The organism is Lysinibacillus sphaericus (genome assembly GCF_000600105.1).
Lineage (GTDB): Bacteria > Bacillota > Bacilli > Bacillales_A > Planococcaceae > Lysinibacillus > Lysinibacillus sphaericus.
The window spans coordinates 1,167,104-1,184,276 of record NZ_CP006837.1 but is presented as its reverse complement, the minus strand read 5'-3'; the positions used below and the strand labels follow the sequence as shown (position 1 = coordinate 1,184,276).

Below are 17,173 nucleotides of genomic sequence, written 5' to 3'. Positions count from 1 at the left end.
CTCCTTTATTTTTTAGCGTTGACTAATTGCTGTTGTAATTCGTATAAGATATTCATAGCCTGCATTGGTGAAGTACCAAGGATATTCACCTTCTCCAAGTTTCTCAATACTTCAGCCTCAGCTGAAGGCAACGGCTCTTGTTCCGTAAATAATGACATTTGCACGGGCTGTTCAACGACCTCTTGTGATACCGGTAATGCTTTTCCTGCTTCAAAGTTTTCGAGCAATATACGAGCTCTCGATAAAATTTCCTCTGGTAATTGTGCCAATTGCGCCACATGAATGCCATAAGACTTATCGGCCGCTCCCTTTTTCACCTTGTGTAAAAAGACAACCGTGCCATTCTTTTCAGTGGCAGAAACATGCACATTTTGTAATCGAGGTAAATCCTTTTCTAAAGCTGTCAATTCATGATAATGCGTAGAGAAAAGGGTATTGGCACCTATTTTGTCATGAATATATTCCATCATGGATTGCGCAAGACTCATTCCATCATACGTAGAAGTACCTCGACCAATTTCATCAAACAGCATTAAGCTATTTTCAGTGGCATGCATAATCGCATGCTGTGATTCTAGCATTTCTACCATAAATGTTGATTGTCCAGCAGCTAAATCATCTGCAGCTCCAATCCGTGTGAAAATTTGATCTGTAATTGGTAATCGCGCCTTTTCCGCTGGTACATAGCATCCCATTTGTGCCATTACAACAATCAGAGCAACTTGGCGCATATATGTACTTTTACCGGACATATTCGGCCCAGTAATGAGCATCATATTGTGATTTTCTTCAAGTACGCAATCATTCGGTACATACATTTGCTTATTGAGCATTTTCTCAACTACAGGGTGACGACCTTCAATAATTTCTAGCGCACGACCCGCGTGAAATTCTGGCTTTGTAAAACGATATTTTTCTGAGACGCTTGCAAAGCTAAGCAATACATCTAATTCACTTATACTCGCAGCTAGTGCTTGTACCCGTGGAATATATGATTTTAATTGTTCACGAATTTCAACGAAGAGGTTGTACTCTAAAGCTAAGCTTTCTTCCTCTGCATTCAAAATAAGTGCCTCTTTTTCTTTTAATTCCTGTGTAATGTAACGCTCTGCATTTGCAAGTGTTTGCTTCCGTTCATAGCGTGTTAAATCCGCCAAATGAATATTGGACTTTGTAATTTCTATATAGTAGCCAAAAATGCGGTTATAGCCAATTTTCAAGTTTTTAATGCCTGTTTTTGTACGTTCTTCCTGTTCTAACTGGGCAATCCAGTCCTTCCCATTGCGAGATGCATAGCGAAGTTCATCTAATCGTTCGTTATAACCATCACGAATCACATCGCCTTCTTTAATGGTAATCGGTGGATTATCTGTTATAGCACGCGCTAATAAAGCTTCAACGTCCGCACATGTATCGAGTGTTGCCCCTAGCTTTTGCAATGTTTCTTTTTGTGCTCCAATTAGCTGTTGTTGAATAATTGGAACTTGACGTAATGAATCACGAAGCTGTGCTAAGTCACGACCGCCTACATTACCGAAAGCTACACGACCCGCTAAACGTTCTAAATCATAGACTTGTTTTAAGGAAGATTGTAATTCTGATCTTACAAAATATTCTTCTAATAAATCACTGACCATTGCAAGTCTTGCCTCAATAGCTGAACGTGAGGCTAATGGTTGATGTAGCCATTGTTTCAGCTTGCGCCCCCCCATCGCAGTAACGGTGTCATCTAATAGCCATAACAACGTACCTTTTTGGTCGCCGCCACGAATGGATTGTATAAGCTCTAAATTTCGTTTCGAACTAGAGTCAATACGTAAATAGTTTTTCATTTCATTAAAGGTAAAGGCTTGAATATGCGAAAGTGACCGCATTTGTGTCTTATCTATATAATGAAGTAATCGCAGGCAGGCCACTTGTATAGTTGCTGGCACTGCTTCTAAATAGCTGGCTGCTTTGTCCATCGCCATTTCGTCTTCTTCAACGGATAGTACAATGCCGACATTGATTGCATGTTCTGCTAACAAAAGCTGTAAGCTCTCCGTCACGATTAATTCTCGAATACCATATGCCTGCATTTGCATAAGAAGGGCTTTCCCATCCCCCTCAATCGATGAGGCAATCGCTTCACCTGTAGATAAATCCAAGTAGGCATAGCCAAATGTAGTAGCATCCAGCTGTTCTGCTGCGCCAATGTAATGATTGCTTTTACCATCTAGCGCCTTCCCTTCCATAATGGTACCGGGAGTAATCAGTTGGACTACTTCACGTTTGACTACGCCCTTTGCTTGCTTTGGATCCTCTGTTTGCTCACAAATTGCAACTTTATAACCTTTTTGCACAAGTGTTTCTATATAATTTTTAGCCGAGTGATGTGGCACGCCACACATCGGAATACGCTCCTTGGCACCTGCATCTCGACTCGTTAATGTAATTTCTAATAGTTGTGATGCATTAATGGCATCTTCAAAAAACATTTCGTAAAAGTCACCTAATCTAAAAAATAAAAAAGCATCCTGATAATCTTCTTTGACTTGCAAATATTGTTGCATCATTGGTGTATAGGTTGTCATATATAAATTCCCTCGCTCTTGCACTAAAATCAAATATGCTTTGGCATATTTATGTCTAAATCATTTTATGTGTTGCCTCTATGTGCACACCCTTTTCGTTACTTCCTTCATTGTGATAGCGAACCTTGACGCATCAGTACGTCTTCTCCAGTGCTTATGCTTGGGGCTAAGTGTTTGTTTAGCAACGATCCTGTACGATTCAAAGTTTCACCCTCAACGATTTTCTTCAAAGACAAGTAGACGTCATCCTCTGATTGTTAGTTTTATTATAACAAAAGATACATGCGAAACGCTTATTTCACCTTTGTAAAGATGCTAGCATTTCGCATGTATCAAAAAAATATCATCTTGTGATTTATCTTGGTCGTTCATCAGGAAACGATGAGGACTCTAAAACAAACCTACCATCGCTGCTTGAGCTAGACGAACTAGAACTAGACGAGGATGACGATGAAGACGAGCTTTCGTCATTAAAGCTCCATTCCTCTTCGAAATCTAGCGGATGTACACTAATGCAAATTGTCATTTCACCCATTACTTCGACAATCGTCTCACGCTCTACTACAATTTCAAATTTCGTGCCACATGGAGAAATTATCGCTTCCATGCAATTTGGTTCTTGTATCACACGCACACGTACATCATCGCCAACTGTTACTTCGCCATCTCTAAAATGCAGCTTTACCTTATCTTTATAGTGAACCGTTTCTGAAAACACTGCTGTTTTCGAATGATTACTATAAGCATACCATACATTGACATCAAACTTTCCTGACACTTCTACAAATTTACCGACTTTTTTTGCTGAACAAGTATGGTTGATTACCCAGCAACCGAGAATGCTCGTCGGTTTATTTGTTGGACATAACGTTACACGTTCTTCTGTTCTCTTCTTCCCTTTGGCAACTACTGCTTTCGTCACGATTTGTCGTAAACGTTTCAGCGCAATTCCTCCTTCGACTCTTTTCACTCCATCATATGCAGGTAGCGCCCATTGGGTGAACAGATTTCATAGAATCTAATTGATTTACTTTCTACAATTTTTTATTCAACAGCGGTCACAGAGGCTCTAATTCAGTGTAGATTCCCTTCTAAATTTCGGCATAAAAATAGCCCGAATGCTGTCATTCGAGCTGTTTCTTCTATTATTTATGAGCAACTACCTGGCTGTGTATTTTGTACATACGAACCCGTTTCACCACGTAACACATCGCCACCTGTAGAACGTACAATTTCGTTTGTCACATTGTTAGCAATTGTATTTGATACTAATTGTAATAAGTCGTTGACATCGCCTTGTGATTCTTTAAATTGCTGCACAACAGGAATAGCATTAATTTCTTCTTCAATTTTTGCAATTTTGTCTTCAATCATTTTTAACGCTTTTTCTTTACCTAGGTGTTGAAAGTTTACTGCTTGCTTTTGTAAGCTTTTTAAACTTGCAATACGTTCACGAACAAGTTGGTTTTCATTAATTTGTGCTTCCGCTTTTTTGAAAAACTCAACTTCTGGTGTATTGGCAATCATATGCGCAATTTCATGGGATTTCTTAATTAAATCTTCTTTTGTATACAATACTTGAGTCATTTACGCTTCCACCTTTTCATTTTTTACTACTTCCACAAATTCACCAGTTAATGAATAAGAAGTAGCCTCTATTATTTTTACTTTCACTAACTGACCAATCAACTCTGAAGGTGCTTTAAAATTCACGAGACGATTTTTACGCGTATAGCCAGCAAGCACATCATCACGACGTTTACTTGTTCCTTCTACTAACACTTCAACCACTTCGCCCATCAAGCCTTCTAGCGCTTTTCTAGAATATTCTTGTACGACAGCATTTAAACGATGTAGACGTTCCTTTTTCACCTCTTCAGGTACATTATCAACCATTTTAGCGGCTGGCGTTCCTTCACGAGGAGAGTAAATATACGTAAAGGCCATATCAAAGCTTACTTCACGATATAAAGATAACGTCTCTTCGAATTGCTCTTCCGTTTCGTTTGGGTAACCAACAATAATATCCGTTGTTAATGTAACACCTGGGATAGCGGCTTTAATCTTATCTACTAAGCTAAGGAAATGCTCACGACTATATTTGCGCGCCATAATTTTTAATACGTCATTTGAGCCTGATTGTACCGGTAAGTGAATGTGTTCAACTAAATTGCCACCTTTCGCCAATACCTCGATTAAATGATCATCAAAATCTCGCGGGTGACTTGTTGTAAAGCGAATACGTGGAATATCTATTTTTCGCAATGCATTCATTAAATCACCCAGTCGATAATCCATGTCCTCAAAATCTTTGCCGTAAGCGTTGACATTTTGCCCTAATAGCATGATTTCCTTATAGCCTGCAGCAGCTAGCTCACGCACTTCTGCTATGATTTCCTCTGGACGGCGACTACGTTCTTTACCACGTGTATAAGGTACAATGCAGTACGTACAAAACTTGTCACAGCCATACATAATATTGACCCAAGCTTTTATGGAACCTAGACGTTTTTTCGGCAAGTTTTCAATAACGTCGCCCTCTTTCGACCAAACCTCCACAACCATTTCTTTCGACATATACGCTTCTTTTAAAATATTTGGTAGGCGATGAATATTGTGCGTACCAAATACCATATCGACGTGTGGATACGTTTTTAAAATTTTATTGACTACGGATTCTTCCTGTGACATACAACCACAGACGCCAATTAACATTTCTGGATTTTTACGTTTATATTTTAGCAGGAAACCAAGCTCTCCAAATACTTTGTTTTCTGCATTTTCACGAATCGCACATGTATTCAGTAACACCACATCTGCTTCTTCGATAATGTCAGTTGAAGTATAGCCAAGTTGCATAAAAATACCAGCCATTACTTCTGTATCATGCTCATTCATCTGACAGCCGTACGTACGGATATAAAACGTCCGCCCTTCACCCATGCCAGCGAATTGTTCAGCAATTTGGAAGTCTTTATGATATTTCACTTCTTCTTTGCCACGTTTTTTTGCATCTTTTAATGAAGGTGCCGTAAAGACCTTCTCAAAATATTTACTATAATCCTTTTCAGGCTTGTCTTCTTTTTTTGGTTGATTGACTTGTTGACTTGTTAAGCGTTGTTCCTCATTCATTGCAGGTCAGGTAACTCCTTTCAAACGAAATCCGTGCATTCGAATTCCCATTTTACTATTATACTGAATGATTACTACTTCCTACAAGGTTTGCGTACTAAATGTCGTGGTTTTGACTTAAATACACTTTCTTAGCCAGAAGAATTCGACATTTCCTCTTTTGTAAAATCTAGTTGCCACTGCTTGCAACAGAAAAAATCACCGATGACAAGTATCAACGGTGATCTTCGTTAAAGCTCGAGATATTTCTTGGTGCGTTGTTGGAAGCCTAAAAGCTTTTTGACACCCAAAGTTTTTAGCCAATCTGTATTGGCAAATGTATAGTTTCCTAAATCATCTGGGAAGTGGGCGTCTGAAGATACGGTAAACTCGACACCTCGTTTCACGAGAACTTGTAAAAACAGTGGACCGGGGCACATTTCTTTAACGGGATAGCGATAATATAACCCTGCGTTTATTTCTGTAGCGGTTTGTGTTGTGACAAGCGCCTGTGCAATCTGTTCATACCATAAAAGATTAAACGCCTCATCCTGCACATGATAATTAAAGACTTTAAAATTATCCAAATGAGCTACAAAATCAAACATATTAGACTGAATCATTTGCACAACAGTGTTATAAAACTGTGTATACGTCATCTGTAAAGTTGGCTGGTCCATCTTTTTAAATAGATGCTCCGTTTGTGGATTATCAAAACCCCAGCCATCTATAAAATGAACCGAGCCAATTACATAATCCCACGGATGCCCTTGTAGGAGCGCAGTCAATTCTTCTTCACCGCCTACAAAATAATCCGCTTCAATCCCTAATCTTAACTCAACACCGTGCTGACGCCATTTGTCCTTTGCCTTGTCAATTGCCTTTACGAAATCGTCCATACTTTCTGTCATTACACTATTTAGCCAGTATCGTTGGAGTTGACCGATTTCTGTTGATTCATCCAATTGCATATAACGCTCAAAATAGGGGCGCGTTTCCTTAAACCGATACAAATGATCCACAATGCCTACCTCTCGTAAACCAAGTTGCTTTGCCCGTTGTAAATACAAATCGAGCCATTCTTCACTATAACAGCCATTATGCAATCTTTTAGCAAGCGTTGCCACTTGCCACTCCATTAAAGCTTTCGAGCCATTGTCAACATTTTTTAGGTCATGAAAATTGGCTATAGCTTGTGAAGTTCGCTCCAACCAACGAAAAGAATAAGGACCCTCCTCTAAATGTACATGATAATCAATTGTCATCAACTCTTCCCTCCACTACATACTGTCCATTGTTCTTCGTACGCTTGCCATTCCTCAGGACAAGCCATTTCACACATGATTTCCGTACATTGTGCCAAATCACAAATTTGATAAAATGATTTGCCATTAAGCTTTGATGCATCCGCTAGTAATATACAATTCTTACTTTGTTGAAGCATTTTTTGGGAAATCAAGGATTCATCTAAATCATAATCATAGACAATGCCATCCTGGATGCCCCCGCATGATAAAAATGCCTTATCAAAGTTCATATGACTTAACCACTCCAACGTCATCGCACCCGCAACTGAAGCTTGCCTTGGATTTGTTGTACCGCCTAGTAAAATAACTTTCCCTGTCATCCGTCTTTCTTCAATGGCGAGATTAAACTGTGCGGCGGCGGCAATAGAATTAGTGACAACCGTAATATCATCAACTGCCATTAAGTAATCCGCTATATGGACTGTCGTTGTCCCTGTATCAACGGCAATCGTATCTCCATCACAGATACGCTGAGCAGCCTGACGCGCAATAGCACATTTCGCCTCTTTATGCATTTGCAGTTTTCGCAAAAATGCTGGCTCCGTTCGAACGTTGGTATATTTGATTGCCCCGCCATGCACTCGGGTCAATAAATGCTGTTGTTCTAGCTCATCCAAATCTCGACGAACTGTTTCAGGTGCTACGAGCAGTGTCTCAGCAATATTTGCTACAATAATTTTGCCATCAAGCTCTAACTGCTTTAAAATAAATTCAAAACGTTCAATTTTTGCATATGTCATGACAGTGCAATCACATCTTCCTTCGCTACATAACAGTTGTAGTTTTTACCCAATTCAAGCGTATGCCCACGTTGATGTAACTGCTCCATTGTAAACATACAGTCACCTTCAAGCGTTGTACGGATAATATTGCCACTCATGAGTGACTGTGTCGCTACACCGCGAAGGCAAAGGTCACCTTCCATCATCTCTAAATGAAGAGCTTCTGGTCGTATGGCAAACTTGTTATTATCCCCAGGTAATTTTTCTCCTATCATTGTCTCTAACACTTGTCTAGGAATAACATTATAATGACCAATGAAATTGGCGATAAATTCACTTTGTGGATTGGTATAAATCTCTGTCGGTGTACCATATTGCGCAATTTGCCCATTACTCATCACAAATATTTTGTCTGACACAGCCATAGCTTCATCTTGATCATGTGTTACTAAAATCATCGTCATGCCAAGCTTGCGTTGTATTGCCCGTAAATCGGTCTGCAATTTTTTTCGTATTTGGGCATCAAGTGCACTAAGAGGTTCATCTAAAAGCAATACTTTCGGTCGCACAATAAGCGCACGTGCAAGCGCTACACGTTGCTGTTGCCCGCCGGATAACTCCTTTGGATAAGCATTCGCTTTTTCTGTCAAATGGACGATATGGAGCATTTCTTGTACACGTTGTTCTAGCTCTGTATTATTAACTTTTTGCATCCGCAAACCAAATGCTATATTTTCTTTAACAGTCATATTGGGAAATAGCGCATAAGATTGAAAAACCATGCCCACTTGGCGCTCTTTCGGTTGGACACCATTCATGTTTTGTCCTTCCAATTGAATTTCTCCTGCTGTAGCATTTGTTAAGCCCGCAATAATACGCAAAATGGTACTTTTCCCACAGCCACTCGGCCCTAAAAGCGTAATTAATTGACCTTTTTCAATTGTCATATCAATATTGGATAAGACAGTTGTTTGGTCATATTTTTTATGAAGTCCTTCAATCACAATATAGCTCATAAATTCGTCGCACCTTTCGAACGTTTCGTTAATATCGCAATAGCGAACGTTAATAAGCCCATCAGAACGATATAAATAAAGACAACTGCGCTAGCAATATGACCGCTCGTACTTAGCTTTTTCATTAAATAAATTTGTACCGTTTCAAAGCGTGAGCCGACGACTAAGTTAATAAGTACAAATTCTCCAAATAGTACGGAAAACGATAATAATGCACCTGCAAACAAGCCTGGATAAACGGTAGGCAACAGTATTTTCGTAAATGCCTGTGTTTTCGTTGCGCCTAATAATTGCGCAGCATCCAATAGCTGTCTTGCATCTACATTACGCAAGCTATTGCGCGTGCCTTGATAAATATAGGGCAAAATACCGATTACATAGGCACCCAATACGACCAAGATCATGGGTACACCTATTGTTGAATACACCCGAATCAAGCCAACAGCTAAAATAATCCCTGGAAATGAGTAGACCATTACAACGGCAACTTGAATCCATTTCTCATACTTTGGAAAATACAAAACGATGACAAAAATTGCAGGGACAATAACGATTAGTGCGATGATAACTGCCCCTCCCGCAAGGAGGACAGAGCGGCCAAATGCTTGCATAAATGCCGTATCCTGAAACAGTGTAGCAAGCCACTTGAATGTTAGCCCCTCGGGAAAAATACTTTTATGCCACTTTGACGAAAAAGCATACAGCATTGTCGCTACAATCGGTAATAGCAAATACAACATTAAAAAGAGGAAAATGATATTAGCTAAACTTCTTTTTTTCACTATAATTTCCCCCTCGTCTTTTTAATGCTCCATTCACTTATCAGCATGGCAGTTACCATTGTTACCGCTAGCAATACAGCAATCGCACTTGCCAACTCGGGTTGTGCAAATATATCCCCTTTAATGAGTGCTCCAATACGAATGGCCACTAAATTGTAATTACTATTTGTCAAAGCGTAAGCAGATGCATAGGCACCCATTGCATTGGCAAACAACACGCTAAAGGTTCCAACAATCCCTGGTAACATAACAGGTATCCCTACCTTCAGCCAAAACTGTAAAGTAGAAGCTCCTAAAAGAGCGGCTGCTTCCTTCCATTGCTGCTGAATACCATCATAAATTGGATACAATAGCATCAATGCTAATGGCAGTTGAAAATAAATATAAATGAGTAATAGACCACTCCAGCTATAAAGGGAAAATGACGATAAAGCGCCAATTTCCCATTTATCAAATAGCAAAGTAAATAATCCACTATTCCCAAGCAATACAATAAACGCAAAAGCTAAAGGAATACCTGAAAAATTTGATGTTAAATTGGTAAGTATTAAAATTTTCTCCCGTACCGGCTGTGAAAAGTGCGTAATGGCATACACTGCAAACAATGTAACGACGAGCGCAATCACAGCCGAAATAACGGATAATGTCAAACTATTTTTAAAACCTTGTAAAATATACGTATTCGTTAAGACAGATTTGTATTGTGCTAACGTAAATCCTTCGCTATTACTAAAGCTCGTTATCAGCATATACAGTAAAGGCACAAGGAAAAATAACAGAACAAGTAATAAGAAAGGTGTAAGCCAGGCAAACGATTGCCGCTTAGAAATCAAAACAATCACTACTTTCTAACTTAAAGATTTTGTTGCTCTTCGGCTTTCAAATTTATAATGAAAATTGTTCAAAATTCCCTGATATTATTCAATGTTTTATTTTACTGTCTGAACTCCCTCTAATAGTAATGGCACCATTTCCTCTGAAGGCGCTATATTTAGCAGGTGACAGCAAAGAGGTGCTACTTGTAGCTGGGATACTACACCGTCTTTTATACCTGCTTTCACTGTTTGAGAGATGACAAACATCGGTACATGTCGATCCTCCATCGTTGTCCCACCATGATTACCATCACTTGTCATCCCATGATCTGCTGTCACAATGACATCATATCCTTGCGCCATGCATTTGGGTATAAACAACGACAATAGTGCATCCACAGCTAATACACGATTACGATATTGCGCTGAATTTGCTGTAAATTTATGCCCGTCATCATCTACATTCATGGGATGAATATATAAGAAATCTGGTTGTTTTTGGTCCATTAACCATGCGGCATCTGCAAACAAATGGCTATCAGGATAATGATCCTCAAAGTAAAACAAGCCATTTTCAATCGGTAGCTGTTTATCGAATTGTAAACGATCTTCCATATGTTGAAAGGGTGCACGATTATAAAGTTCACTTACCCAATAATAGGCAGCCGCTGCAGTCGATAAACCATTGGACTGTGCTAAATGGAATAAACTATTTTGTGTTGATAAGCGCACCGTCATATTACTCGTGACGCCATGAACAATTGGTGGAGTGCCCGTTAAAATCGTTTCATATAATGGTCTCGATAATGATGGTACTTCCGAACGTACTTCAAAACGCGAGGCCATCTTGCGTTCTACTAAATGTTGCATAAAGCCCATATGTGTACAGGCAGTATCAAAACGAAGTGCATCAACAACAATGAGGACAACTTTGTTATTATTTGGCATGGATTAATACCTGCTCTTGATACATTTGTGGAATTTGCTTTGTTGTTTCCTCCCACTGCTTTTGGTCGCTAACAGGTTGCGCATTTTTATACATATCTGCTGGTAATAATAAATCCTTTACTTCTTGAGGTAATTGCACATTTTCACGAATTGGTCGGGCATAACCCTTTGCTAAGTTCTCCTGTCCTGCATCCGATAAAATATATTCTCGTGTTAACATTGCAGCATGTGGATTTTTTGCATATTTATTAATAACAGTTGCGTAGCCTGATGTGACAGAGCCTTCCGATGGGATGACTACATCAAAACGTTGCTCATCGATTTGATGACGATAACCTAGTGCATTGAAATCCCATAAAATTGCAACATCAATCTCTCCTTTTTCTAAATTAGCGACTGTTGGATCACCTTGTAGGCGTCCTTGTTTTGCTAATTCCGCAAAAAAGTCGATACCCGGCTGAATATTGGATTCATCTCCACCGAAAGCCATTGCTGCAGCTAATATCGCAAATTGTGCTTGGTTTGCAGTTAATGCATCTCCAATGCTGACATGATAGTCGCCATTTTTAAGATCTTCCCAAGACGTTGGTGGATTTTTCACATTGTTTTTATCTGTTAGAAATGCAATTGTCCCTGTATAACCAACAATCCAATGGCCCTCTTCATCTTTTGCCCAGTCAGGAATATCATCCCAATAGGAAGTTTTGTATGGCAATGTTAGACCTTTATCTTTAGCGATTGGACCAAAGGCAATTCCTACGTCGCCAATATCGGCTGTTGCATCGTCTTTTTCTGCTTCAAACTTCGCTAATTCCTCTGCACTCGACATATCTGTGTCCTGATGTTTGAGAGTGTACTCTGTTTCAAGCTCTTGCCATGTCTCTACCCAGTTTGCCCATGTGTCCGGCATACCGACTGAATTGACAGTACCTTCTTGTTTTGCCTTTTCTGTAATTTCATCAAGCGTTAAATCACTTTTGATGTCATTTGCATTAGACGAACTGTCAGAACATGCTGCTAACATAGAAATTGCTAATACACCAACTAAACTTTTCTTCCATAGCTTTTGAATTGCCATGAGTTGGACCCTCCATTTGTTTATGTTTATTTTTATTTGCTTACAACAGTAATCTTATAAAACAAACATTAAGCAAGTATGGATGGATTTAAAATATTTAGTAAAAAATATTGATTGTTTATAAATTTATGTGAAGTTTTTTAAGTCGTAGGGGAGTTATATAAAAGATGCTATTCTATCAAGAAGATAAGGAGGAATCCAGTTACGTATGCGCACGTTTGTTTAGTTTTCAGACGTGCACACACCCTAGATGAATCAAGAAAGTCCTAGAAAATCTGCATATGTATGCGGTTCATTTTCCTTTAAAATCGTTAAAAATGTAAAAGCAAGTTGAACAACTGACCACCATTTCATATTATAGGCCATTTCAAAACGGACAGGTTCTAATGTAAAAACATCCTGAAAAATATGTAGCGGCTCAATTTGTTCATCCTTTAATATAGATAGAAAACCTAAAAACAATGTATGATCTTTCACTTCAATCATTTTCCCATCAACGAGTGCATCGATATTTTCTGGCTGATGAAATTTACAATGTGTTGCAACATAGCGTTCTAAATCTTGCGCACGTTGTCGTTCTTCTCGTTCCTTTTTTTTCGCAATAAAATCAATGATATTATTCACGAACATCGCCTCTTTTTTTCTTTTATTGTATCATTTTTTCATTTAATTTTACCCGCACACACCCCCTATTAATCATTGGATGGATTTCTACTATTAAAAATTGGGTTGCAGATACTTGATGAAACATTGTAAGAATCTGTTGATTTTCGTTGCAGGCCCTTCCTTTCTACGGGCAATCGTGCAGCCCTGCAGTGGTGAGCAATGGATAAAGTGACACGTCATATATGTTCTATATTTCCTAAAAACTAAAGGTTATAGATGTGAATTGATTGATAACCATCATAGATATATTATTAAAAATATTAGTTTTAAAGTTTGATTAACTTGTTGTGTATTTATTTTTTGTAACTAAATAATTTCATGAGAGGAATGATTATAATATGAAGATTTACATATTTATTCTTATGACAGTTGCAATATTATTTAGTTGGTTCAAATATAGAAAAGAAGTGAAAATAGCGAAAAATAAAGAAGAGATTAGAAATGCTTTAGTGCGATTCATGCTGATATTGATTTTATTTTTAATTTTTATAGCAAGTGTTGTTTTGTAAGGTTTAAACATGTAGGAGAGAGGTAACTCTACCCAAACATGCAACTATATTAGGTATACCAATAAAATAAATAGCTTAACGGTTGAAGATTGAGGATTAGTGGACATCACATCCACTTTCCCGCCGAAAATTGTTTGAGTGCCTGGCACCTCCCTCAGAAATTCAGAATTGTTTGGGTGCCTGACACTCAAACAAAAAGACAGAAGGCGTTAAGATATTCCATCTTAATTGCCTTCTGTCTTCATTTTGAAAGCCTCAATCGAGCATAGTGGCTTTCAATGTTTTTATTTACATAAACTCCTGCACAAGTGCATCGAATTCATTTTCGCTCATTTTAATGTCGATATCCGTTAATGGCAACTCAGCGTAGCCAGGTACTTTTTCTTGATAAGAAGTTGTTTCTTTATCTTGATAAATAATACCTGTTACTAAGCCTTCATGCTCCATTACTGTGCGCATTGCCATGCCACGGTCAGCATTATCATAACCTTCAATATCAGCTAGCTTTGTTAAGTTTTCTTTAAACCAATCGTACGTATTCACTTTGTTGTACGTAACACATGGTGAAAATACGTTGATGAAAGAAAAGCCTTTATGGTTAATGCCCGCTTCAATTATAGCTGTTAATTCTTTAATATCCGTTGAGAAGCCTTGAGCCACAAACGTTGCACCACTTGTTAAAGCTACTTCCAATGGTTTTAATGATGGCTCAATTGCACCACCTGGCGTTGATTTTGTAATAAATCCAGCAGCCGAGCGTGGAGATGTTTGCCCTTTTGTTAAACCGTAAATTTGGTTATCCATCACAACGTATGTGATATCGATGTTACGACGGATGGCATGGATTGTATGACCCATACCAATCGCAAAACCATCTCCGTCACCACCAGAGGCAATGACGTTTAAATCACGATTGGCCATTTTCAATCCTTGTGCAATTGGTAATGCACGACCATGGATACCGTGGAAACCATATGAATTAATGTAACCTGAAATACGACCTGAACAGCCAATCCCAGAAATAACAGCTAGCTCGTTTGGTTCGATGCCTACATTTGCTGCTGCACGTTGAATCGCAGCCTGTACAGAGAAGTCGCCACATCCTGGGCACCAGTTCGGTTTCACTGTATTACGAAAATCCTTAAACGTTGCCATTAGCGAGTCAACTCCTTCACTCTATTTTCTAGTTCACCTGGTAAAAATGGTGTACCGTTATATTTTGTAATCATCTCAATTTTATCGTGACCACCAATATTCATTTTCATGATATTAGCCAATTGACCTGTGTAGTTGTTTTCCACAACGATTACTTTTTTCGCTTTCGCTACAAGAGGTGCCATCTCAGCAGAAGGGAATGGGTGAATTAAACGGATATGCGCATGGTTCACCTTCATGCCTTGTGCGTTTAAACGCTCTTGTACTTCTTCAATTGCTCCACGAGTTGAGTTAAAACCTACTAATAATACATCCGCTTCTTCATGTGGTGCATTTTTGTAAACTGGTGTATCAAACTTCAGGGCTTCTAGCTTGCGGAAACGTTTGTCCATTTGTGCACGTCGATTGCCCGTTGCTTCAGATGGTTTCCCTGTTTCATCATGCTCAACACCAGTAACATGGTGGATTCCATTTAAGTGACCTGGTAACACACGCGGTGAAATACCGTCTTCTGTATCTTCATAACGTTTGAAGTAAGCTTTATCTGCTGAAGCTTCAATATCATCAGTGACAATTTTACCGCGACGAATTTCAATTTTATTGTAATCGAATGGTTCAACCGTTTGTTTACCAAGTGATAATTGTAAGTCTGTCATTAAAATAACTGGCAATTGTAATTCCTCTGCAATATTAAACGCTTGAATAGTATCAAAGAATGCTTCTTCCATTGTAGAAGGTGCGATGACCACTTTCGGAATTTCACCATGCGTACCATAAAGCATAGCCATTAAATCAGATTGCTCTTGTTTCGTTGGTAAGCCAGTAGATGGGCCCCCACGTTGTGTATCAATCACCACTAGAGGCTGCTCAGTCATACCTGAAAGACCGATTGCTTCCATCATAAGTGAAAGACCAGGACCTGCTGACGCTGTAAATGAACGAACACCACCGAAGTTTGCACCAATCGCCATCGTCGCTGCAGCAATTTCATCTTCTGTTTGAATCACAGCGCCACCGAATTTTGGCAATTTTTTAATAAGGTATTCCATAATTTCAGATGCAGGTGTAATTGGATAAGCTGCCATAAAGCGTGTACCCGCAGCTAATGCCCCAAGTGCTACTGCATCATTACCGATCATAAACATACGGCGTTTACCATCAGCTGGCGCTAATGCCCACTCACCAACGCGATCGCCTAATAATTCATTCATCATGTCATGACCGCGCGCAATGGCCTCCATGTTTTTCTGAACAACCTCTTCACCTTTTTTACCGAAGATGTCATCCACAACATTTTGGAACACAGCGTCTTCTAAGTTTAGAAGTGAAGCAGTAGCTCCAATAGCAACCATGTTTTTCATTAACGTTGTACCTAGTTCAGCTGCCACTTCTGTGAATGGTACGGCAAATAATGGCGCTTTTGAATCCTCTGGCTTTACAGGTTCAAATTTTGCATCGGCTAAAATAATCCCTTTTTCTGTTAATTCTTTATAATTGACGTCGATTGTTTCTTGATCGAACGCCACTAAAATATCTAAATCATCCGCAATGGAACGTACTTCTGTTGGACGAACTGTAATTTTATTATTAGTGTGGCCACCTTTTATACGAGAAGAGAAGTGACGATAACCGTATAGGAAATAACCTAGACGATTCATTGCCATCGAGAAAATCTCACCTGTACTCTCAATCCCTTCACCCTGTTGCCCACCGACTTTCCACGAAAGCTGATGTAACATCTCAACAACTCCTTAAATCCAATGTATACTATTATTTTTTTCCTTCATAAGTTTAACACGAAGAAACGGTCTACACTATTGTTATTCAATGAATTAGACGAAATTCAGACCTTTGACTGAAAATGTTGTTCAAAAAGTTGTAATTTTCAAATCAATTAAGTATAAAAAATTAACTCACTAATTTCAAGTGTAGAATAATTGTATGAGTGACTGGCACGTAAAAAAATCCACTTCGCTTTTTGCGGGCACGATACAAGCCGCAACCCTCAATTTTACGAGGCTTGTACGTTGTGTGTATCCCACAGGAGCATTCGTGGATTTTTACTTTATTCGCCCTACTGACAGAGCGATAAATATTCAGAATTGTTTCGGTGACTGGCACTAATAATCGGTGGGGGTTTCCCCCCACCGATTAAAGTTCTACTTTATTATCGAACACGTTTTTCTACTAGCAGCTTTAAGGCTGTACGTTCTTCGCCTGCAATCAAAATATCGGCAAACGCCGGAGCGCAAATTAAATCTGTGCCACTTGGCGCTACAAATCCGCGTGCAATGGCCACTGCTTTTACGGCTTGGTTAAGTGCACCTGCCCCAACTGCCTGCATTTCTGCTTGCCCTTTTTCTCTTATTACCGCGACTAATGCACCTGCAACTGAATTTGGATTAGAGCGTGACGATACTTTTAATGAATCCACAATTATTCCTCCCCGTTTCGCGAATAGTGTTTACGCTCAACAACTCATGTCCCCCTT

Annotated in this window: 15 protein-coding genes; all 15 read right to left on the bottom strand. The window is 39.1% G+C overall.

What is annotated here, in order from left to right:
- Nucleotides 1–5: 5 nt before the first annotated feature.
- Nucleotides 6–2,573 (bottom strand): DNA mismatch repair protein MutS, encoded by a 2,568-nt coding sequence (gene mutS / locus T479_RS05415; protein ID WP_024361937.1) that lies wholly within the window; start codon nt 2,571–2,573, stop codon nt 6–8.
- A 355-nt stretch (nt 2,574–2,928) separates the two neighbouring features.
- Nucleotides 2,929–3,543: an outer spore coat protein CotE gene (gene cotE / locus T479_RS05410; protein WP_174412970.1), complete on the bottom strand. Its 615-nt coding sequence runs from the start codon at nt 3,541–3,543 to the stop codon at nt 2,929–2,931.
- A gap of 179 nt (nt 3,544–3,722) precedes the next feature.
- Nucleotides 3,723–4,160 carry a YlbF/YmcA family competence regulator gene (locus tag T479_RS05405; RefSeq protein WP_024361939.1) on the bottom strand — a complete coding sequence of 146 codons (438 nt, stop codon included), beginning with the start codon at nt 4,158–4,160 and terminating at the stop codon, nt 3,723–3,725.
- Entirely contained in the window at nt 4,161–5,705 is a 1,545-nt protein-coding gene (miaB, locus tag T479_RS05400) for a tRNA (N6-isopentenyl adenosine(37)-C2)-methylthiotransferase MiaB (protein WP_025218833.1), read from the bottom strand.
- Between the two features lie 230 nt (nt 5,706–5,935).
- The gene (locus tag T479_RS05395) at nt 5,936–6,949 is read right to left on the bottom strand and encodes a histidinol phosphate phosphatase domain-containing protein (protein ID WP_024361941.1); all 1,014 of its coding nucleotides are present in this window, start codon (nt 6,947–6,949) and stop codon (nt 5,936–5,938) included.
- Nucleotides 6,949–7,731, bottom strand: a complete 783-nt coding sequence (locus tag T479_RS05390; RefSeq protein WP_025218832.1) for a DeoR/GlpR family DNA-binding transcription regulator — start codon at nt 7,729–7,731, stop codon at nt 6,949–6,951. Before T479_RS05390 ends, T479_RS05395 begins: the two co-directional genes overlap by 1 nt.
- The gene (locus T479_RS05385) at nt 7,728–8,729 is read right to left on the bottom strand and encodes an ABC transporter ATP-binding protein (RefSeq protein ID WP_025218831.1); all 1,002 of its coding nucleotides are present in this window, start codon (nt 8,727–8,729) and stop codon (nt 7,728–7,730) included. The genes T479_RS05390 and T479_RS05385 overlap by 4 nt, the downstream gene beginning before the upstream one ends.
- Nucleotides 8,726–9,511 (bottom strand): ABC transporter permease, encoded by a 786-nt coding sequence (locus T479_RS05380; RefSeq protein WP_024361944.1) that lies wholly within the window; start codon nt 9,509–9,511, stop codon nt 8,726–8,728. The genes T479_RS05385 and T479_RS05380 overlap by 4 nt, the downstream gene beginning before the upstream one ends.
- Nucleotides 9,511–10,341: an ABC transporter permease gene (locus tag T479_RS05375; RefSeq protein ID WP_370510656.1), complete on the bottom strand. Its 831-nt coding sequence runs from the start codon at nt 10,339–10,341 to the stop codon at nt 9,511–9,513. Before T479_RS05375 ends, T479_RS05380 begins: the two co-directional genes overlap by 1 nt.
- A 99-nt stretch (nt 10,342–10,440) precedes the next feature.
- On the bottom strand, nt 10,441–11,274 hold the full coding sequence (locus T479_RS05370; RefSeq protein ID WP_024361946.1) for an alkaline phosphatase family protein: 834 nt from the start codon (nt 11,272–11,274) through the stop codon (nt 10,441–10,443).
- Nucleotides 11,264–12,352 (bottom strand): ABC transporter substrate-binding protein, encoded by a 1,089-nt coding sequence (locus T479_RS05365; RefSeq protein ID WP_024361947.1) that lies wholly within the window; start codon nt 12,350–12,352, stop codon nt 11,264–11,266. The genes T479_RS05370 and T479_RS05365 overlap by 11 nt, the downstream gene beginning before the upstream one ends.
- Before the next feature lie 255 nt (nt 12,353–12,607).
- Nucleotides 12,608–12,982 carry a 2-oxoglutarate ferredoxin oxidoreductase subunit beta gene (locus T479_RS05360; RefSeq protein WP_227665416.1) on the bottom strand — a complete coding sequence of 125 codons (375 nt, stop codon included), beginning with the start codon at nt 12,980–12,982 and terminating at the stop codon, nt 12,608–12,610.
- Between the two features lie 833 nt (nt 12,983–13,815).
- A complete protein-coding gene (locus T479_RS05355; RefSeq protein ID WP_024361949.1) occupies nt 13,816–14,682 on the bottom strand; it encodes a 2-oxoacid:ferredoxin oxidoreductase subunit beta in 867 nt (288 codons plus the stop codon).
- Entirely contained in the window at nt 14,682–16,421 is a 1,740-nt protein-coding gene (locus T479_RS05350) for a 2-oxoacid:acceptor oxidoreductase subunit alpha (RefSeq protein WP_024361950.1), read from the bottom strand. The genes T479_RS05355 and T479_RS05350 overlap by 1 nt, the downstream gene beginning before the upstream one ends.
- A gap of 428 nt (nt 16,422–16,849) precedes the next feature.
- A complete protein-coding gene (locus tag T479_RS05345) occupies nt 16,850–17,116 on the bottom strand; it encodes a stage V sporulation protein S (RefSeq protein WP_010858535.1) in 267 nt (88 codons plus the stop codon).
- Between the last annotated feature and the right edge of the window lie 57 nt (nt 17,117–17,173).